The organism is Pseudomonas sp. JE3303 (assembly GCF_056312565.1).
The window spans coordinates 381,987-400,680 of record NZ_JBWGIF010000001.1; the positions used below are offsets into that span (position 1 = coordinate 381,987).

Sequence of the window (18,694 nt, forward strand, 5' to 3'; positions counted from 1 at the left end):
GCAAGCTCTGGTATTATTCGCCGCCTGATTACGTGCGGTATTCAACAATGGTGTTGGATGGCGGCACGCAGCTGAGGAAGCGACCATGAAAGACAATATTCACCCGAATTACGAAGTAGTTGCAGTCACCTGCAGCTGCGGCAGCAAGTTCGAAACTCGTTCGACCCTGGCCAAGCCTCTGTCGATCGACGTGTGCTCGCAGTGCCACCCGTTCTACACCGGTAAGCAGAAAGTGCTGGACACCGGCGGCCGCGTACAGAAGTTCGCAGACCGCTTCGGCATGTTCGGTGCCAAGAAGTAAGAATGCGCAGGGCGAATCCTTCGGGCTTCGCGTTGTTGCTGAAAAAAGCGCCCCTTGTGGGCGCTTTTTTTATGGGCGCAATCTGGCACCTGCCGGCCCAGGCCTTCTGTCCGCTGCCCGAGCGGGCGCAGCAGGTGGCGGTGCGCCAGGTGATCGATGGCGATACGGTGCGCCTGACAGACGGCCGCAGTATTCGGCTGATCGGTATCAATGCCCCAGAGATCGGCCGTAATGGACGCACCAGCGAACCGTTTGCCGACGCTGCCCGGCGAAGACTCCAGGCGCTGGTCAAGGCCAGTGACGGCAAGGTGGGACTGGTACGTGGCGTCCAGGGCAAAGACAAGTATGGCCGGACCCTGGCCCATATCTACGGGCGCAATGGCGCCAATCTCGAAGCGGTCTTGCTCAGCGAAGGGCTTGGCTATCGCGTGGCAGTGGCGCCAAACGTGCGGCTGGCGAGCTGTCAGCACTCCGCCGAACAGGCAGCACGCAAGGCGAGGTCAGGGCTCTGGCGGCAATCGCCTGTGCAGCGTCCTGCCGACATACGGCAGTCAGGCTTCGCCGTGGTTGCAGGTCGGGTGCAAAAGATCGAGCGAAACCGGGGTGGCATCTGGCTCGAACTCGATAACTCGATGGTCCTTCAGGTGCCTTCACGTTTGCAGCGCGCTTTCCCTGCGCAGTCCATGAATGACCTCAAGGGGCGGCAGGTCGAGGCCCGCGGTTGGGTGATAGATCGCTCGCGCAAGGGTGGCCTCAAGCCAGGCCAGCGACGCTGGCTGTTGCCGCTTACCGATCCCAGCATGCTGCAGCGCTACTAGAATCAATGTCGCTGGTTTCTTCTGGCTGCGCTGCATGCACGTCCGAACGTCGCACAAAACATGTAGACATTATGGATTGTAATTGTACACAATAAGCTTGTTATGCCGCATGGGTAATAGCGTAAAGTCGTAGGTCCAAGGCCTTGACACAAGTGACCGGGCAGTCTTGTCGCTCCCGGGCACTTTGCGTATCCTCGGCGGTCCGTCAGAACAGATAAATAGCGGAATGCCCACCATGTCAGACTTGAAAACCGCCGCTCTCGAATATCACGCCCAGCCTCGTCCGGGTAAACTGAGCGTCGAGCTCACCAAACCGACCTCCACCGCACGCGACCTGTCGCTGGCCTACAGCCCAGGCGTTGCCGAGCCTGTACGCGAAATCGGTCGTGATCCTGAGCTCGCTTACAAATACACCGGCAAGGGCAACCTGGTCGCAGTGATTTCCGACGGTACCGCCATTCTGGGTCTGGGTAACCTCGGCCCACTGGCTTCCAAGCCGGTCATGGAAGGCAAGGGCGTTCTGTTCAAGCGTTTCGCCGGCATCGACGTTTTCGACATCGAAGTCGAATCCGAAAGCCCGCAAGCCTTCATCGACACCGTGCGCCGCATCTCCATCACCTTCGGCGGCATCAACCTCGAAGACATCAAGGCGCCAGAGTGCTTCGAGATCGAGCGCACCCTGATCGAGCAGTGTGACATCCCGGTTTTCCACGATGACCAGCACGGCACCGCGATCGTCACCGCCGCCGGCATGATCAACGCCCTGGAAATCGCAGGCAAGACCCTCGAAGACGCGAAAATCGTCTGCCTGGGCGCTGGCGCTGCCGCCATCTCCTGCATGAAGCTGCTGGTCAGCATGGGCGCCAAGGTCGAGAACATCTTCATGATCGACCGCAACGGCGTGATCCACGCTGGCCGCGACGACCTGAACCAGTACAAGGCCGTGTTCGCCCATGCCACCGACAAGCGCACCCTGGCTGACGCCCTGGACGGTGCCGATGTGTTCGTCGGCCTGTCCGGCCCGAACCTGCTGAGCGCCGAAGGCCTCAAGTCGATGGCGCCGAACCCGATTGTCTTCGCCTGCTCCAACCCGGATCCGGAGATCTCCCCGGAACTGGCTCACGCCACCCGCAGCGACGTGATCATGGCCACCGGTCGTTCCGACTACCCGAACCAGGTCAACAACGTCCTGGGCTTCCCCTTCATCTTCCGCGGTGCCCTGGACGTACGTGCCAAGCGCATCAACGAAGAAATGAAGATCGCCGCCGCCAACGCCCTGAAAGACCTGGCCAAGCTGCCGGTACCGAAGGAAGTCTGCGAAGCCTATGGCGTTGACTCCCTGGAATTCGGCCGTGAGTACATCATTCCGAAGCCGATGGACGCACGCCTGATCACCCTGGTATCCGATGCAGTGGCCAAGGCCGCAATCGAGACCGGCGTGGCCACCCTGCCATATCCGAAGAACTACCCGCTCAAGAGCGTGGATGACGTGTTCAACGGCTGAGCCGTTGCAGCATGAAATGAAAAGCCCCGGCTTGTGAGAGCCGGGGCTTTTTTGTGCTTGCTGGTTGGCTTATGCCGCTGAGGCCTAGAACAGGTCTATCGGCGCCGCTTCATCCGCTGGCAGGGGGCTGCCCGGCGCTGCGCCATTGCCGAGCTCGTTCACCGATGGCGGGGAGTCCTCGGCCTTGAACAGCTCGAAGTAGGCGTTCGGGGTGCTCGGTGTGGCGGCGCGGCCGCTGATAGGGTCGACGCGCAGGCTGAGGATGCCTTCTGGCTCTGCCGGGGTATGGGCGGGCTTGTCCTTGAGGGCAGCGCCCATGAAGCTCATCCAGATCGGCAGGGCCACGGTGCCGCCGTATTCGCGGCGGCCGAGTGTCTCAGGCTGGTCGAAACCGCTCCACACGGTGGTGACGTAGTCAGCGTTGTAGCCGGAGAACCAGGCGTCCTTGGACTCGTTGGTGGTACCGGTCTTGCCCGCCAGGTCGGTTCGGCCCAAGGCCATGGCGCGGCGGCCGGTGCCACGCTTGATCACGTCCTGCAGCATGCTGGTGAGGATGTAGGTGGTGCGTCCATCGACAATGCGTTCGGCAACAGCCGGGACCTGGAACGCGGCGCCTGGCTGATCGGCCGTGGCCGGTGCTTCGCCTGGAAGCTGGGTGCCGATCGGCTGCTCCGGCGCGGCGAGACCTGCCTGGTCCTGGGTACCCTGCGGCACGCTCGGCGGGTTGGCGGTGAAGAGGTTCTCGCCACTGCGACTGTCGATGCGGTCGATCAGGTACGGGGTGACCTTGTAGCCCCCGTTGGCGAACGTACTCCACCCCGTGGCGATTTCCATCGGGGTCAGCGTGGCAGTACCCAGTGCCAGGGACAGATTGCGCGGCAAGTCCTGCTTGTTGAAGCCGAATTTGGAAATGTAGTCGATGGTGCGGTCGACACCCATGGCCTGCAACAGGCGGATCGATACCAGGTTGCGCGACTTGTACAGTGCCTCGCGCATGCGAATCGGACCAAGGAAAGTGTTGGTGTCGTTCTTCGGGCGCCAGACCTTGTCCAGGTACTCGTCGACGAACACGATCGGGGCGTCGTTGACCAGGCTCGAGGCGGTGTAGCCGCTGTCCAGCGCGGCGCTATAGACGAACGGCTTGAAGCTCGAGCCCGGCTGGCGCTTGGCCTGCATGGCGCGGTTGTAATTGCTCTGCTCGAACGAGAAGCCACCGACCAGGGCACGGATCGCGCCATTATTGGGGTCAAGGGTCACCAGCGCACTTTGGGCACCCGGCACCTGGCTGAATTTCAAACTGCCGTCATCAAGGCGCTGCAAGCGTACCAGGTCGCCAACCTGTGCGACGTCGGAAGGTTGCTGGGGCGCGCGGCCCTGGCTGTTGTTGTTGAGGTAGGGGCGAGCCCACTTCATGGTTTCCCAGGCGACGGTTTCATCCTTGCCCGAACGGGTCAGGACCGTGAGACCGGCCTTGTCCACCTGGGTAACGATGGCAGGCTCCAGGCCGCCGAGCGGACGCTGGCGAGTCATTTCCTGCAGCCAGGCCTCGCGGGTCTTGCCTGGGAAGCGGGTTTCCGGACCCCGGTAGCCGTGGCGTTCGTCGTAGGCGGTAAGGCCGTCGAGCACCGCGCGGTTGGCCATGTCCTGCAGGTTGCTCGGCACCGTGGTGGTGACGCGGAAACCTTCGGTATAGGCGTCGCTGCCATAGCGGCCGACCATTTCGGCGCGGGCCATTTCGGCGATGTATGGAGCGTTCACCTCGGGGGCAGGCACGTGGTAGCTGGCATTCAACTTTTCCGCCAGCGCAGCCTTGTAGCTCGCCTCGTCGATCTTGCCGAGCCTGTACATGCGGCCGAGGATCCAGTCGCGACGTTCTTTGGCGCGTACCGGGTTGGCGAGGGGATTGAACCGCGAGGGCGCCTTGGGCAGGCCGGCGATCATGGCCATCTGCGCGAGGCTTACGTCGCGAATCGACTTTCCGTAGTACACCTGCGCCGCCGCATCGATGCCGTAGGCGCGGTTACCCAGGTAGATCTTGTTGACGTAGAGCTCAAGGATCTCGTCCTTGGTCAGCTGGCGCTCGATCTGCAGGGCCAGGAGTATTTCCGTGGTCTTGCGTGAGAAGCTTCGCTCGCTGCTGAGGAAGAAGTTCTTCGCCACCTGCATGGTGATGGTGCTGCCACCGGTCTGGATATGCCCGGTCTTGACCAGTTGCGTGGCCGCCCGCATCAGGCTGCTCGGGTCGACGCCGTAATGATTGAGGAAATTATCGTCCTCGGCTGACAGAAGCGCCTGAATGAACTGTGGGGGAATTTCCGCGAATCGAATCGGCGAGCGGCGCATCTCGCCAAACTCGGCAATCAGCTTGTCGTCGCTGCTGTAGACCCTAAGCGGAATCTGCAACTGGATGCTTCGGAGCGAGTCGACGGACGGCAGGGTGGGGCTAAGATACAGAAACGCGCCGCTCACACCGAGTACGAGCGCGCAGATGACTGCGACGAAAGACCACCAGAAGAACTTCAGCAGGCGTATCAAGGCTTTTGGGTGTCCAGGTTGAAGAGTGGGTTGCACGCGGTCCGGCGGACAGGGAAAAAACGCTGGGCATTATAAGCATTTTTGCCCCCTCCGGGTGACCGGCGGGGAGGTGCTTGGATCGCGACAGCCTCCAAGGCGCTTGGCGATCGATGGCTATCTGCGGTGACTAAAAGGGATAAACGATGCTTGGACGCCTCGGCAAGGATGCCGGTTCACTCCTCGGGCTGGAAATAGCCCCGGACTCGATTCGAATGCTTCAATTGCAGCGCCGACGCGGGCATTGCCAAGTCAGCGCCTGGGTGCTGGAACCGCTCGCTGGCGAACCGCTGACGGGCGCTTGGACCAGCGACCCGGCACCCGTGGTAGCCGCCTTGCGCAGGGCTCACCAGCGCACGGGGAGCAGGCAGCGGCGAGTGGCCATTGCGATGCCTGGGTCACAGGTGATAAGCAAGGTTCGCCGTTTGTCGGCAGGTCTCAACGATGTGCAGATGGAAGCGCAAGTGCTGGCCGAAGCTGACCAGTTCATTCCTTTTCCCCTGGACGATACCGCGCTGGATTTCCAGGTGCTGGGGCCTAGCCTCGATCAGCCAGGCTGGGTTGACGTAGCGGTCGCCGCCTGTCGGCAAAGCCATCTTGACCCGCTGGAGCAGATACTTGCGGAGGCTGGCCTGCAGGCGCGGCTGGTGGACGTCGACAGCCTGGCGCTGCAGCGCGTCCTGCCGGCTTCGCCAGGTGCGCGGGCTGTGGTGCAAGTGGAGATGGACCGGGTGGTACTGCATGCCTGGCACGCAGGCCCGATCCCCGTGCGCCATGAGCTGCACGCAGTGTCGGCGACACCGGAGAGCATCGAGCAGTGGCTCGGATGTGTGTTGCAGGGTGCTCGGGTCGATGTCCTGCTGTTGGCCGGTGCGGGGGGCGCTTGCGGAGATTTGCGCGGATACCTGCAGGACCGCCTGCGCATCTCCACGCAAAGGCTTGAGCCGCTGACCGGGCTCGATCTGACGGCCTTGCCAGACGCCGCTGACCTCACGCTAGCGCGGGGGGCAATGGCCATGGCCTGCGGTCTGGCCATGGGAGGGCTGCGCTGATGCTGCGACTGAACCTGTTGCCTTGGCGGGAGCGCCGACGCCTGGCAGCAGTCCGCCGCCTCCAGGCTTCGCTGGTGGGCGCCGCGCTGTTGGCGCTCTGTGGTGTCCTGATGCTTGACCAGATCGGGCGCCAGCGCTTGCAGCTACAGGCTCTGGCCCACGATCGTGCCCAGGCAGAGCTGGTAACGCTGGATCGGCGGTTGTCTGAAATGGCCGGCCTCGAACAGACCCTTTCCGACGTGCATGAGGAGCAAGCAGTGCTTGCTGGCTTGCGCGCTGGGGAGGGCAATGCGTTGGCCTTTTTCGAGCAGCTTGAGCAAGTGTTGCCCGAGGGGGTCTATCTGACGGGCCTGGCACTCAAGGGCGCTGACGTGCAGTTGCAGGGCATCGCCACGTCGGGGAGCCTGGTAGCCCAGCTGATGCGTAGCCTGCAGACCGCACCGTTGCTGCATGAGGTCGATCTGCAGCAGTTGCGTAGCGAACCCAAGGGCGAGGCTTTCCGCTTGTCGGCCAGGATGCTGGCGCCCGGATCATGAGCTTCAGTCTGCTTCCCGACTGGCAAGGGCTTGCCGAGCGTTCAACACTGTTCAAGGCCGCTTTGCTGGCGTTGGTAATGCTAGGTGTGCTGGGGCTCGGGTACTGCGTGCGGCTTGATGCATTGCGCGTAGAGCTGGGCATAGGTGCCGGCCAGGCCCGGGACCTTCACGCGGAGCGGGTGGGCAAAGACCAGCAGGCACATCGGTTCACCGAGTTGCAGGCCGCACTGGAGTGCTCACGCCAGCAGCTGCAGGACACCCGTTGGCGGCTGGCGGCCGGCGGAGACATGGCCGAGGTGCTTGAAGACCTCTCCAGGCTGGGGCGTGAGCATGGCCTGCTGTTCGAACAGGTTGACGCGCTGGAGTCGTCTGACGGCCCTGGGTATCGAACGGTCCCCCTGACCTTGCAAGTGGTCGGCCGCTACCCGGCCCTGCGCCTGTGGCTTGACCAATGGCTGGGCCAACTGCGTCTGCTGCGCGTGCAGCACTTGCGAATGGTCGCGGTGGAAGGGGGGACGGGTCGGCTGCGCATGCACGTGGCCGTCAATGCCTACCATGCGGACCAACAGGGTCCCGGAATCCCGCGGTCACTGGCTGCCGAGACCGCTCGTGGCCAAGGTCGGTTGCCGGTCATCGACCCGTTCCGGCGCAAAACCGGGCAGGTCGTCGCCAACCTCCTTGCGAGCGTTCCGCTCGAACAGCTGGAGATGGTCGGCAGCCTTGCCCGGCACGGCGAGCACCAGGCGTTGCTGCGCTTGGCCGGCGCGGTGCATCGGGTGCGGGTAGGGGACCCCGTCGGACGTGCCGAGGGCCGGGTCAGTCGAATAGACGAACAGCAGGTAGAGGTGCTTGAACCACGGTTTGTCGATGGCCAGGGCTGGCTGGAGCAAGCGCGGTATCTCATTCTCAAGAAGAGAACGGTCATGGAGGTCACGGATGAGCTTGAAGGGCATGGCGATAATGGTGTTACTGGCAGCCTTGCCGATGCGGGCGACGACGGCAACACAGGTCACAGCGGATGAGCGGCTGTCGTTGAACTTCCAGGACGTGGAGGTGCGTTCGGTGTTGCAGGTACTTGCAGACTTTGCCGGAATCAACCTGGTAGCCAGTGACTCGGTGCAAGGCAATATCACCCTGCGCTTGCAGGACGTGCCCTGGGAGCGAGCGCTCGACCTGGTGCTGCGCAGCAAGGGGCTTGGCAGGCGGGAGGAGGGCAACGTGATGCTGGTCGCGCCCGCTGCCGAGCTGGCCGAACAGGCGCGGGAGGCGCGGCTCGGCCTCGAACTGGATGCCCAGTTGCAGCCGCTGCAGCGCGAACTGCTGCCTATCCATCACGCCAACGCCGGTGACCTCGCCGAACTGCTGCTCGCCGCATTGGCCGACGATGGCATTCTTGCCGGGCGTGGCAGCCTGAGCGTCGACGCGCGTACCAATACACTGGTGGCCACCCAGCCCGCCGACCGGCTCGCCGAGTTGCGCCAGCTTGTGGCTCGATTGGACGTCCCGCTGCGCCAGGTGATGATCGAGGCGCGCATCGTCGAGGCCAATGTCGATTATGAGCGCAGCCTGGGTGTGCGCTGGGGGCGCTCGCTCAAGCCTGAGGGTAGCGGCCTGGGCGGTGATGTGTTCGTCGACCTGGGCGCCGAACGGGCCACCGCCAGCCTCGGAGTCGGGCTGCTGCGCAGCGATGTCTTGCTGGATCTTGAACTCAGCGCCATGGAAAAAAGCGGCAATGGCGAAATCGTCTCCCAGCCCAAGGTGGTCACCGCGGACAAGGAAACCGCCAGGATCCTCAAGGGCACCGAGGTGCCGTACCAGGAAACCAGCGGCAGCGGCGCCACGTCGATCTCGTTTCGCGAAGCGTCTCTGTCCCTTGAAGTGACGCCGCAGATCACCCCGGGCAACGGGGTGATCATGGCGGTGAAGGTGACCAAGGACGAGCCTGACTACCTCAATGCACAGGGCAACGTACCGGCAATCCGCAAGAACGAGGTCAATGCCAAGGTCAGCGTGGGCGATGGCCAGACCATCGTCATCGGCGGCGTCTACTCGACGGTGCAAAGTAATGTGGTCGACAAGGTGCCATTTCTGGGCGATCTGCCGTATGTTGGGCGGCTGTTTCGACGCGATGCATTACAAGAGAAAAAATCTGAGCTGCTGGTCTTCCTGACTCCGCGTATCATGGGTGACCAGGCGATTGCTGTGAGTCGTTGATTCTGTGCGAAATTTGATACTTGTAGGGCCGATGGGCGCTGGCAAAAGCACCATTGGGCGCCTGTTGGCCAAAGAGCTGCGCCTGTTGTTCAAGGATTCCGACAAGGAAATCGAACTGCGAACCGGCGCCAATATCCCGTGGATCTTCGACAAGGAAGGCGAACCGGGCTTTCGCGACCGCGAGGAGGCAATGATTGCCGAGCTGTGCGGCCTCGATGGCGTGGTGCTGGCCACCGGGGGTGGAGCCGTGATGCGTGAGGCCAATCGCCGTGCGCTGCATGCCGGTGGACGGGTCGTGTACCTGCACGCTTCGGTCGAGCAGCAGGTGGGGCGTACTGCCCGCGACCGCAACCGGCCCTTGCTGCGGACCGCCAATCCAGAAGCCACCTTGCGCGCCTTGCTAGAGACGCGCGACCCGCTATACCGCGAGATCGCCGATCTGGTGGTGGAAACCGACGAGCGGCCGCCACGCATGGTGGTGCTCGATATCCTGGATCGCTTGCAGCAGTTGCCCCCCCGATAAGCCGGGACTATCCTCGGCGGCCTGCCAGGCCGAGGCGGGGTTCAACGTTACCGCGCGGGTCGAGCGTCGATGCCGCGCCCTAGTTCATTGTGGGGATACATGCAGACACTTAAGGTCGACCTGGGCGAACGTAGCTACCCGATCTACATTGGCGAAGGCCTGCTGGACCAGTCCGAGTTGCTGGCCCCGCACATTGCCGGGCGGCAGGTTGCCATCGTCTCCAACGAGACTGTCGCGCCCCTCTATCTCGAACGTCTGTCCCGTACCCTGGGCGCTTATTCGGTGCTGCCCGTGGTGCTGCCTGATGGCGAGGCCCACAAGAACTGGGAAACCCTGCAACTGATCTTCGACGCGCTGCTGACCGCGCGGCATGACCGGCGCACCACGGTCGTCGCCCTTGGCGGCGGCGTCATCGGTGACATGGCGGGGTTCGCGGCGGCCTGTTATCAGCGTGGCGTGGACTTTATCCAGGTGCCGACCACCCTGTTGTCCCAGGTCGATTCGTCGGTGGGTGGCAAGACCGGCATCAATCATCCGCTGGGCAAGAACATGGTCGGGGCGTTCTACCAGCCCAACGCCGTGCTGATCGATACCACCAGCCTGGCCACCTTGCCGGAGCGCGAGCTGTCGGCCGGCCTGGCGGAAGTCATCAAGTACGGCCTGATCTGCGACGAGCCGTTCATGGGCTGGCTTGAAGAACACATGACAGCACTGCGCGGGCTCGATACCACTGCGCTGACCGAGGCCATTCGCCGCTCCTGCGCCGCCAAGGCGGCTGTGGTTGGCGCGGACGAACGTGAGTCGGGCGTGCGGGCCACACTGAACCTGGGCCACACTTTTGGCCATGCCATCGAAACCCACATGGGCTATGGCGTCTGGCTGCACGGCGAAGCGGTGTCGGCAGGCACCGTCATGGCGCTGGAGATGTCGATGCGCCTGGGCTGGATCGACCAGCAGGCGCGTGACCGCGGTATCCGCCTGCTCAAGGATGCAGGTTTGCCGGTGGTGCCGCCCGAGGAAATGACCCCGGCGCACTTCATGGAGCATATGGCAGTCGACAAGAAGGTGCTCGATGGCCGCCTGCGCCTGGTGCTGTTGCGCCAGATGGGCGAGGCCGTGGTCACCGACGACTATCCGAAAGAGATTCTTCAGGCCACCCTGGCCGCGGATTACCGCGCGATTGTGGCCCAGCTTTGAGGTTGTGACAGCGCGATGACTAGTTTGCATGCCGATGAGGCCTTTCTTGGGCACTACCAGTTGAACCACGACCCCTTCGCGGCTCGGGTACCAGGTTTCAAGTTCTTTCCGGCCCAGCGCAAGCCGGTGCTGGGGCAATTGCATCACCTGGCACGCTACAGCCAGCTGATGCTGGTGGTCACCGGCCCCTTGGGCAGCGGCAAGACGCTGTTGCGCCAGGCCCTGGTGGCCAGCACCAACAAGCAATCGGTGCAGAGCGTGGTGGTATCCACCCGTGGCGTGACCGATGCGGCCAGCGTCCTGCGTCAGGTGGCCCAGGCGCTCAAGGTCGCCCAGGCGGAGGTTACCCCCATCCTCAGCCAGGTGGTCCAGCTGGCGCTGACCGGCCAGGAAGTCTATTTGCTGGTAGACGATGCGGAACAACTCGACGAGTCGGCACTCCAAGCGTTGCTGGAGCTGGCGGCGGGCACTCCTGAAGGGCGTCCGCACGTGTTCCTGTTTGGCGAACCCTCACTGATCGCTGAACTGGATGAGCTCAATGCGGATCAGGAACGTATCCATGTCATCGAGCTTGCCCCATACAGCGAGGAAGAGACCCGCGAGTACCTCGAACAGCGCCTGGAAGGCGCCGGGCGGGGACTCGAGGTGTTCACGCGTGAGCAGATCGCCGAGATCCACGAACACTCCGATGGCTGGCCTGGTGCAATCAACCAGGTCGCCCGTGATACCTTGATCGAAGCCATGCTCGCCAGCCGTAACTCGGCCAAGCGACCATCCATGGGGTTCAATATGCCTAAGAAACACGTACTGGCACTGTCCGCTGTCGTTGTCGTCGCTGTTGCCGCAGCGGTGCTGATGCCCAAGAAAGGTGACCAGGCGCCGACCGATGCTCCCGCGCAGCAGGCCCAGCTGCCGCTGGGCGAGGGCAAGCCTGGCAATGCGCAGTCCAACAACGGCAATCCGGCCATCGAATTTTCCGGCTCGTCCCAGCCGCGGCCGCTGCCCCTCGAGGGTCAGTCGCAGCCGGTGATGCGCGAGCCGCTGGCCCAGGCTGCGGGCATGGGCGAGGGTGAAGAAAGCAGCCCGGCTGGCGATACCGCGCTGCAGCCACCCACCGTCACCACCACCGCGCCGCCCCAAGGTGTGGCGGCAGGTCCTGCTCCTACGCAGGCCCAGGTGCCTGCGGCCGAGCCTCTGCAGCCGGCAGTACCTGCCGAGAAACCGGCAGCGGCGCCGCCAGCCAAACCGGTAGCACCTGCTGCCAAACCCGCACCGGCACCAGCCCCGACTCAAGTTGCCAGCGCCAAGCCAGCCCAGACCGGGGCTGCCGGTGGTGGCTGGTATTCGGCTCAGAAACCGGGCAACTACGTGGTGCAGATCCTGGGCACCAGCTCGGAAACATCGGCACAGTCGTATGTCAAGGCGCAGGGTGGCGAGTATCGCTATTTCAAGAAGACCCTGCAGGGCAAGCCGCTTTACGTGGTCACCTATGGCAGCTTCGCCAGCCGTGATGCGGCACTGGCTGCAATCAAAAACTTGCCAGCGAAGGTCCAGGCTGGTAAACCTTGGCCTCGTACTGTCGCCAGCGTCCAACAAGAGCTGGCAACAGCTCGCTGAGATCCCTTCCGGGCGGCATTACCCCCGCCGCCCTGTTGCTGAGCGACTCCTGAATTTCGTCAAGCCTGCTGCGCCAACGCGCGGCAGGCTTGTCTGTCCCAGACTGCCGGCCACAAGCCTCTGTTGCAGTCCAGGCTGAAACGCTTCAGACTCCGGCTGGTCCGTAACACGGCATAGGCCCAAGAACATTCAAAATTGCGACATAAATTTTTAATGATGCGTCATGAAAATTTGTGAGCGCACCTTTCGCTGTGCAACAATGGTTGCCCATGACCACCGCAAAAAGCTGGCATTTGATCGGCGTGGATGGTAAGTGGTTGTACTAAAAGAAGATTTGCCTTCGTCGAGAGGCGAACCTGGTGAGAAAGTGTCTATGAAAACAGGTCTGTACCATCCCGAAGAATTCAAGGATAACTGTGGTTTCGGCCTGATTGCCCACATGACGGGCGAACCGAGCCACCACCTTTTGCAAACCGCCATGCAGGCGCTGACGTGCATGACCCACCGTGGTGGGATCAATGCTGACGGCAAGACCGGCGACGGCTGCGGCCTGCTGATGCAAAAGCCTGATCAGTTCCTGCGCGCCAAGGCCCAGGAGCACTTTGCCGTCGAGCTGCCCAAGCAGTACGCCGTCGGCATGGTGTTTTTCAATCAGGACCCGGTGCGTGCCGAAGCCGCCCGCGCCAACATGGACCGCGAAATTCTCGCGGCCGGCCTGCAACTGGTGGGCTGGCGCAAGGTGCCGATCGATACCAGCGTCCTCGGCCGCCTGGCCCTTGAACGCCTGCCGCAGATCGAGCAGGTGTTCATCGCGGGCCATGGCCTGAGCGACCAGGAATTCGCCATCAAGCTGTTCAGCGCCCGTCGGCGCTCCTCGGTGGCCAATGCCGAAGACAGCGATCACTACATCTGCAGCTTCTCGCACAAGACCATCATCTACAAAGGCCTGATGATGCCGGCAGACCTTGCCGCCTTTTATCCAGACCTGGGCGATGAGCGCCTGCAGACCGCGATCTGCGTGTTCCACCAGCGCTTCTCCACCAATACCCTGCCGAAATGGCCGCTGGCGCAGCCATTCCGCTTCCTCGCCCACAACGGCGAGATCAACACCATCACCGGTAACCGCAACTGGGCGGTGGCCCGTCGCACCAAGTTCACCAACGAGCTGATCCCCGACCTCGAGGAACTCGGCCCGCTGGTCAACCGCGTTGGCTCCGACTCCTCGAGCATGGACAACATGCTCGAGCTGATGGTCACCGGTGGCATCGACCTGTTCCGCGGCGTGCGCATGATCATTCCGCCAGCGTGGCAGAACGTCGAGACGATGGACGCGGACCTGCGCGCCTTCTACGAATACAACTCCATGCACATGGAACCGTGGGACGGCCCGGCTGGCGTGGTCATGACCGAAGGCCGCCACGCGGTCTGCCTGCTTGACCGCAACGGCCTGCGCCCGGCGCGCTGGGTCACCACCACCAACGGGTATATCACCCTGGCGTCGGAAATCGGCGTGTGGGACTACAAGCCCGAGGACGTCATTGCCAAGGGCCGCGTCGGTCCGGGGCAGATCTTTGCCGTCGATACCGAAACCGGCCAGATCCTCGACACCGATGCGATCGACAACCGCCTCAAGTCGCGCCATCCGTACAAGCGCTGGTTGCGCCAGAACGCCATGCGCATCCAGGCGACCCTGAGCGACGACCAGGGCCCGGCGAGCTACGACGCCGACCAGCTCAAGCAGTACATGAAGATGTTCCAGATCACCTTCGAGGAGCGTGACCAGGTGCTGCGCCCGCTCGGCGAGCAAGGCCAGGAAGCCGTAGGCTCGATGGGCGATGACACGCCGATGGCGATCCTGTCCCAGCGCGTGCGTTCGCCTTACGACTACTTCCGCCAGCAGTTCGCGCAGGTCACCAACCCGCCGATCGACCCACTGCGCGAAGCGATCGTGATGTCGCTGGAAATCTGCCTGGGTGCCGAGCGCAACATTTTCCAGGAGTCCCCGGAGCATGCGTCACGGGTGATCCTCAGCTCGCCAGTCATCTCGCCCGCCAAGTGGCGCTCGCTGATGAACCTGGAGCGAGAGGGTTTCGAACGCCAGCTTATCGACCTCAACTACGAGCAGGGCCTGGGACTGGAAGCGGCCATCCGCAACATCGCCGACCAGGCCGAAGAAGCGGTGCGTGCCGGCAAGACCCAGTTGGTACTGAGCGACCGCAACATTGCCCCGGGCAAGTTGCCGGCGCATGCGTCGCTGGCCGTTGGCGCGGTTCACCACCGCCTGACCGAAAAGGGCCTGCGCTGCGACAGCAACATCCTGGTCGAGACCGCCACTGCCCGTGACCCGCATCACTTCGCCGTACTGCTCGGCTTTGGTGCTTCGGCTGTCTACCCCTACCTGGCCTATGAAGTGCTGGCCGACCTGATTCGTACCGGGGAAGTGCTGGGCGATCTGGATGAAGTCTTCAAGTACTACCGCAAAGGCATCTCCAAGGGTCTGCTGAAGATCCTTTCGAAGATGGGCATCTCTACCGTCGGCTCCTACCGGGGTGCGCAGCTGTTCGAAGCTGTCGGCCTGTCGGATGAAGTGGTCGGCTTGAGCTTCCGCGGCGTTGCCAGTCGCATCAAGGGTGCGCGTTTCGTCGACATCGAGAACGAGCAGAAACTGCTCGCCACCGAAGCCTGGAGCGCGCGCAAGCCGATCCAGCAAGGCGGCCTGTTGAAGTTCGTGCACGGTGGCGAGTACCACGCGTACAACCCTGATGTGGTCAACACCCTGCAGGCTGCCGTGCAGCAGGGCGACTTCGCCAAGTTCAAGGAATACACCACGCTGGTCGACCAGCGCCCGGTATCGATGATCCGCGACCTGCTCAAGGTCAAGGTGGCCGACCAGCCGCTGGCCATCGAAGACGTCGAGCCGCTCGAAGAGATCCTCAAGCGTTTCGACTCCGCCGGTATTTCCCTGGGCGCGCTGTCGCCGGAAGCCCACGAGGCCCTGGCCGAGGCCATGAACCGCCTGGGCGCGCGCTCCAACTCCGGCGAGGGCGGCGAAGACCCGTCCCGCTATGGCACCATCCGCAGCTCCAAGATCAAGCAGGTGGCGACCGGCCGCTTTGGCGTCACGCCTGAATATCTTGTCAACGCCGAAGTGCTGCAGATCAAGGTTGCCCAAGGCGCCAAGCCAGGCGAAGGCGGCCAGCTGCCGGGCGGCAAGGTCAACGGGCTGATCGCTCGCCTGCGCTATGCAGTACCGGGCGTGACGCTGATCTCGCCGCCGCCGCACCATGACATCTACTCGATCGAAGACCTGGCCCAGCTGATCTACGACCTCAAGCAGGTCAATCCAAAGGCACTGGTATCGGTCAAGCTGGTGGCGGAGGCCGGTGTCGGTACCATCGCCGCGGGCGTTGCCAAGGCCTACGCCGACCTGATCACCATCTCTGGCTACGACGGTGGCACCGGCGCCTCGCCGCTGACGTCCATCAAGTACGCCGGCGCGCCGTGGGAACTCGGCCTGGCTGAAACCCACCAGACCCTGCGCGGCAACGACCTGCGCGGCAAGGTCCGGGTACAGACCGATGGCGGCCTGAAGACGGGGCTCGATGTGATCAAGGCGGCCATCCTTGGCGCCGAGAGCTTCGGCTTCGGCACCGCGCCAATGATCGCCCTGGGCTGCAAGTACCTGCGCATCTGCCATCTGAACAATTGCGCCACAGGCGTCGCGACCCAGAACGACAAGCTGCGCAAGGATCACTACATCGGCACCGTCGACATGGTGATCAACTTCTTCACCTTCGTCGCAGAAGAGACCCGCGAGTGGCTGGCCAAGCTGGGCCTGCGCAGCCTGGGCGAGCTCATCGGGCGCACCGACCTGCTGGAAATGCTCCCTGGTGAAACCGAGAAGCAGCAGCACCTGGACCTCAGTCCGCTGCTGGGCAGCCCCCACGTGCCGGCCGACAAGCCGCAATTCTGCCTGGTCGAGCGCAATCCGCCGTTCGACAAGGGCGAGCTGGCCGAGAAGATGGTCGAGATGGCCCTGCCGGCCATTCGCGACCGTTCCGGTGGCGAGTTCAGCCTGGATATCTGCAACTGCGACCGTTCGATCGGCGCGCGGATCTCCGGCGAGATCGCCCGCCTTCACGGCAACCAGGGCATGGCATCGGCGCCTGTCACCTTCCGCTTCAACGGTACTGCCGGTCAGAGCTTTGGTGTGTGGAACGCCGGTGGCCTGAACCTGCACCTGGAAGGCGATGCCAACGACTACGTCGGCAAAGGCATGACCGGTGGCAAGGTGACGATCGTACCGCCTGCCGGCAGCCCGTTCGAAACCCAGCACAGCGCCATTATCGGCAACACCTGCCTGTACGGCGCCACAGGCGGCAAGCTGTTCGCTGCTGGTACCGCAGGCGAGCGATTCGCCGTGCGCAACTCAGGTGCCCATGCCGTCGTCGAGGGCACGGGCGATCACTGCTGTGAATACATGACCGGTGGCTTTGTCTGCATCCTGGGCAAGACCGGTTACAACTTCGGTTCTGGCATGACTGGCGGCTTCGCCTACGTGCTCGACATGGACAACAGCTTCTTCGACAAGCTCAACCACGAGCTGGTGGAAATCCAGCGTATCAGTGGTGAAGCGATGGAGGCGTACCGCAGCCACCTGGCGCGTGTCCTTGGCGAATATGTGGAAGAGACCGGCAGCGAGTGGGGGCGTGAGCTCTTCGAAAACCTGGACGACTACGTGCGGCGCTTCTGGCTAGTCAAGCCCAAGGCGGCCAATCTGAAGCAACTGCTGTCCAGCACCCGTGCCAACCCGCAGTAAGAACAGCTGCAAGTGGCAAGCCTCGAGCTGCAAGTAAACGCAGTACGAGGTTTGCCGGGCTTACGTGATCGTCTTGCAGCTGGAAGCTAGAAGCTTGCAGCTGCTGTTAAGAGGTTTTGAAAAATGGCTGAACGTCTGAGTAACGACTTCCAGTTCATCGAGGTCGGGCGTAAAGACCCGAAGAAGAAGCTGCTGCGCCAGCGCAAGAAAGAGTTCGTCGAGATCTACGAGCCCTTCAAGCCGCAGCAGTCGACCGAACAGGCGCACCGCTGCCTGGGTTGCGGCAACCCGTACTGCGAGTGGAAGTGCCCGGTACACAACTTCATTCCCAACTGGCTCAAGCTGGTGTCGGAAGGCAACATCCTGGCCGCGGCCGAGCTGTCGCACCAGACCAACACCCTGCCGGAAGTCTGCGGCCGCGTGTGCCCGCAAGACCGCCTGTGCGAAGGTGCCTGCACCCTCAACGACGGTTTTGGCGCAGTCACCATCGGTTCGGTCGAGAAGTACATCACCGACACCGCCTTCGCCATGGGCTGGCGTCCGGACATGTCCAAGGTCAAGCCGACCGGCAAGCGCGTTGCGGTGATCGGTGCAGGCCCTGCAGGCCTGGGCTGCGCCGACGTGCTGGTGCGCGCCGGCGTGACCCCGGTAGTCTTCGACCGCAACCCCGAGATCGGTGGCCTGCTGACCTTCGGCATTCCCGAATTCAAGCTGGAAAAGACCGTGCTGAGCAATCGCCGCGAAGTCTTCACCGGCATGGGCATCGAGTTCCGCCTCAATGTCGAAGTGGGCAAGGACATTACCCTGGAGCAGCTGCTTGCCGAATACGATGCCGTGTTCATGGGCATGGGTACCTACACCTACATGAAGGGCGGCTTCCCTGGCGAAGACCTGCCAGGCGTGCATGACGCACTGGATTTCCTGGTGGCCAACGTCAACCGCAACCTGGGTTTCGAGAAGTCGCCGGAAGACTTCGTCGACATGCAGGGCAAGAAGGTGGTGGTTCTGGGCGGTGGCGACACCGCGATGGACTGCAACCGCACTTCGATTCGCCAGGGCGCCAAGCAGGTCACCTGTGCCTATCGCCGTGACGAGGCGAACATGCCCGGCTCGCGCAAAGAGGTGAAGAACGCCAAGGAAGAAGGCGTGAAGTTCCTCTATAACCGCCAGCCGATCGCGATCGTGGGTGAAGACAGGGTCGAAGGCGTGAAAGTGGTCGAGACCCGTCTCGGCGAGCCGGATGCCCGTGGCCGTCGAAGCCCCGAGCCGATCCCCGGTTCCGAGGAGATCCTGCCGGCCGATGCCGTGGTCATTGCCTTCGGTTTCCGTCCAAGCCCGGCACCGTGGTTCGACCAGTTTGGTATCCAGACTGACAGCCAGGGCCGCGTGGTGGCACCGGAGAAGGGCACGTTCAAGCACCAGACCAGCAATCCGAAGATCTTTGCCGGCGGCGACATGGTTCGCGGTTCGGACCTGGTCGTGACGGCGATCTTCGAAGGACGCAATGCGGCCGAAGGCATTCTGGATTACCTCGAGGTCTGA

At 63.0% G+C, this 18,694-nt stretch carries 13 protein-coding genes; 12 read left to right on the forward strand and 1 reads right to left on the reverse strand.

Annotation, left to right across the window (positions count from 1 at the left end):
* Positions 1-85 precede the first annotated feature (85 nt).
* The 3 genes from rpmE (at position 86) to AC0ZZU_RS01910 (ending at position 2,623) form a co-directional block, all read left to right on the forward strand.
* A complete protein-coding gene (gene rpmE / locus AC0ZZU_RS01900) occupies positions 86-301 on the forward strand; it encodes a 50S ribosomal protein L31 (RefSeq protein WP_158458694.1) in 216 nt (71 codons plus the stop codon).
* Between the two features lie 2 nt (positions 302-303).
* A complete protein-coding gene (locus tag AC0ZZU_RS01905; RefSeq protein ID WP_476338596.1) occupies positions 304-1,119 on the forward strand; it encodes a thermonuclease family protein in 816 nt (271 codons plus the stop codon).
* A 235-nt stretch (positions 1,120-1,354) separates the two neighbouring features.
* Positions 1,355-2,623: a malic enzyme-like NAD(P)-binding protein gene (locus AC0ZZU_RS01910; RefSeq protein ID WP_476338597.1), complete on the forward strand. Its 1,269-nt coding sequence runs from the start codon at positions 1,355-1,357 to the stop codon at positions 2,621-2,623.
* An 84-nt stretch (positions 2,624-2,707) separates the two neighbouring features.
* Here AC0ZZU_RS01910 and AC0ZZU_RS01915 read toward each other — a convergent pair whose 3' ends face one another.
* A complete protein-coding gene (locus AC0ZZU_RS01915; RefSeq protein ID WP_476338599.1) occupies positions 2,708-5,158 on the reverse strand; it encodes a penicillin-binding protein 1A in 2,451 nt (816 codons plus the stop codon).
* A 182-nt stretch (positions 5,159-5,340) separates the two neighbouring features.
* Here AC0ZZU_RS01915 and pilM point away from each other — a divergent pair, with 182 nt between their 5' ends.
* From pilM to AC0ZZU_RS01960, 9 genes are all read left to right on the forward strand, one after another.
* A complete protein-coding gene (gene pilM / locus AC0ZZU_RS01920; protein ID WP_476338600.1) occupies positions 5,341-6,246 on the forward strand; it encodes a type IV pilus biogenesis protein PilM in 906 nt (301 codons plus the stop codon).
* Positions 6,246-6,782 (forward strand): PilN domain-containing protein, encoded by a 537-nt coding sequence (locus tag AC0ZZU_RS01925; protein WP_476338602.1) that lies wholly within the window; start codon positions 6,246-6,248, stop codon positions 6,780-6,782. The genes pilM and AC0ZZU_RS01925 overlap by 1 nt, the downstream gene beginning before the upstream one ends.
* The gene (locus tag AC0ZZU_RS01930; protein WP_476338603.1) at positions 6,779-7,804 is read left to right on the forward strand and encodes a pilus assembly protein PilP; all 1,026 of its coding nucleotides are present in this window, start codon (positions 6,779-6,781) and stop codon (positions 7,802-7,804) included. The genes AC0ZZU_RS01925 and AC0ZZU_RS01930 overlap by 4 nt, the downstream gene beginning before the upstream one ends.
* Positions 7,743-8,996 carry a type IV pilus secretin PilQ gene (locus AC0ZZU_RS01935; RefSeq protein ID WP_476339108.1) on the forward strand — a complete coding sequence of 418 codons (1,254 nt, stop codon included), beginning with the start codon at positions 7,743-7,745 and terminating at the stop codon, positions 8,994-8,996. The genes AC0ZZU_RS01930 and AC0ZZU_RS01935 overlap by 62 nt, the downstream gene beginning before the upstream one ends.
* Before the next feature lie 4 nt (positions 8,997-9,000).
* A complete protein-coding gene (gene aroK / locus AC0ZZU_RS01940) occupies positions 9,001-9,519 on the forward strand; it encodes a shikimate kinase AroK (protein WP_476338605.1) in 519 nt (172 codons plus the stop codon).
* Between the two features lie 99 nt (positions 9,520-9,618).
* Positions 9,619-10,716 carry a 3-dehydroquinate synthase gene (gene aroB, locus AC0ZZU_RS01945; RefSeq protein WP_476338607.1) on the forward strand — a complete coding sequence of 366 codons (1,098 nt, stop codon included), beginning with the start codon at positions 9,619-9,621 and terminating at the stop codon, positions 10,714-10,716.
* A 15-nt stretch (positions 10,717-10,731) separates the two neighbouring features.
* On the forward strand, positions 10,732-12,333 hold the full coding sequence (locus tag AC0ZZU_RS01950) for an AAA family ATPase (protein ID WP_476338609.1): 1,602 nt from the start codon (positions 10,732-10,734) through the stop codon (positions 12,331-12,333).
* Positions 12,334-12,706: 373 nt separating this feature from the next.
* The gene (gltB, locus tag AC0ZZU_RS01955) at positions 12,707-17,152 is read left to right on the forward strand and encodes a glutamate synthase large subunit (protein WP_476338610.1); all 4,446 of its coding nucleotides are present in this window, start codon (positions 12,707-12,709) and stop codon (positions 17,150-17,152) included.
* 123 nt (positions 17,153-17,275) lie between these two features.
* On the forward strand, positions 17,276-18,694 hold the full coding sequence (locus AC0ZZU_RS01960) for an FAD-dependent oxidoreductase (protein WP_476338612.1): 1,419 nt from the start codon (positions 17,276-17,278) through the stop codon (positions 18,692-18,694).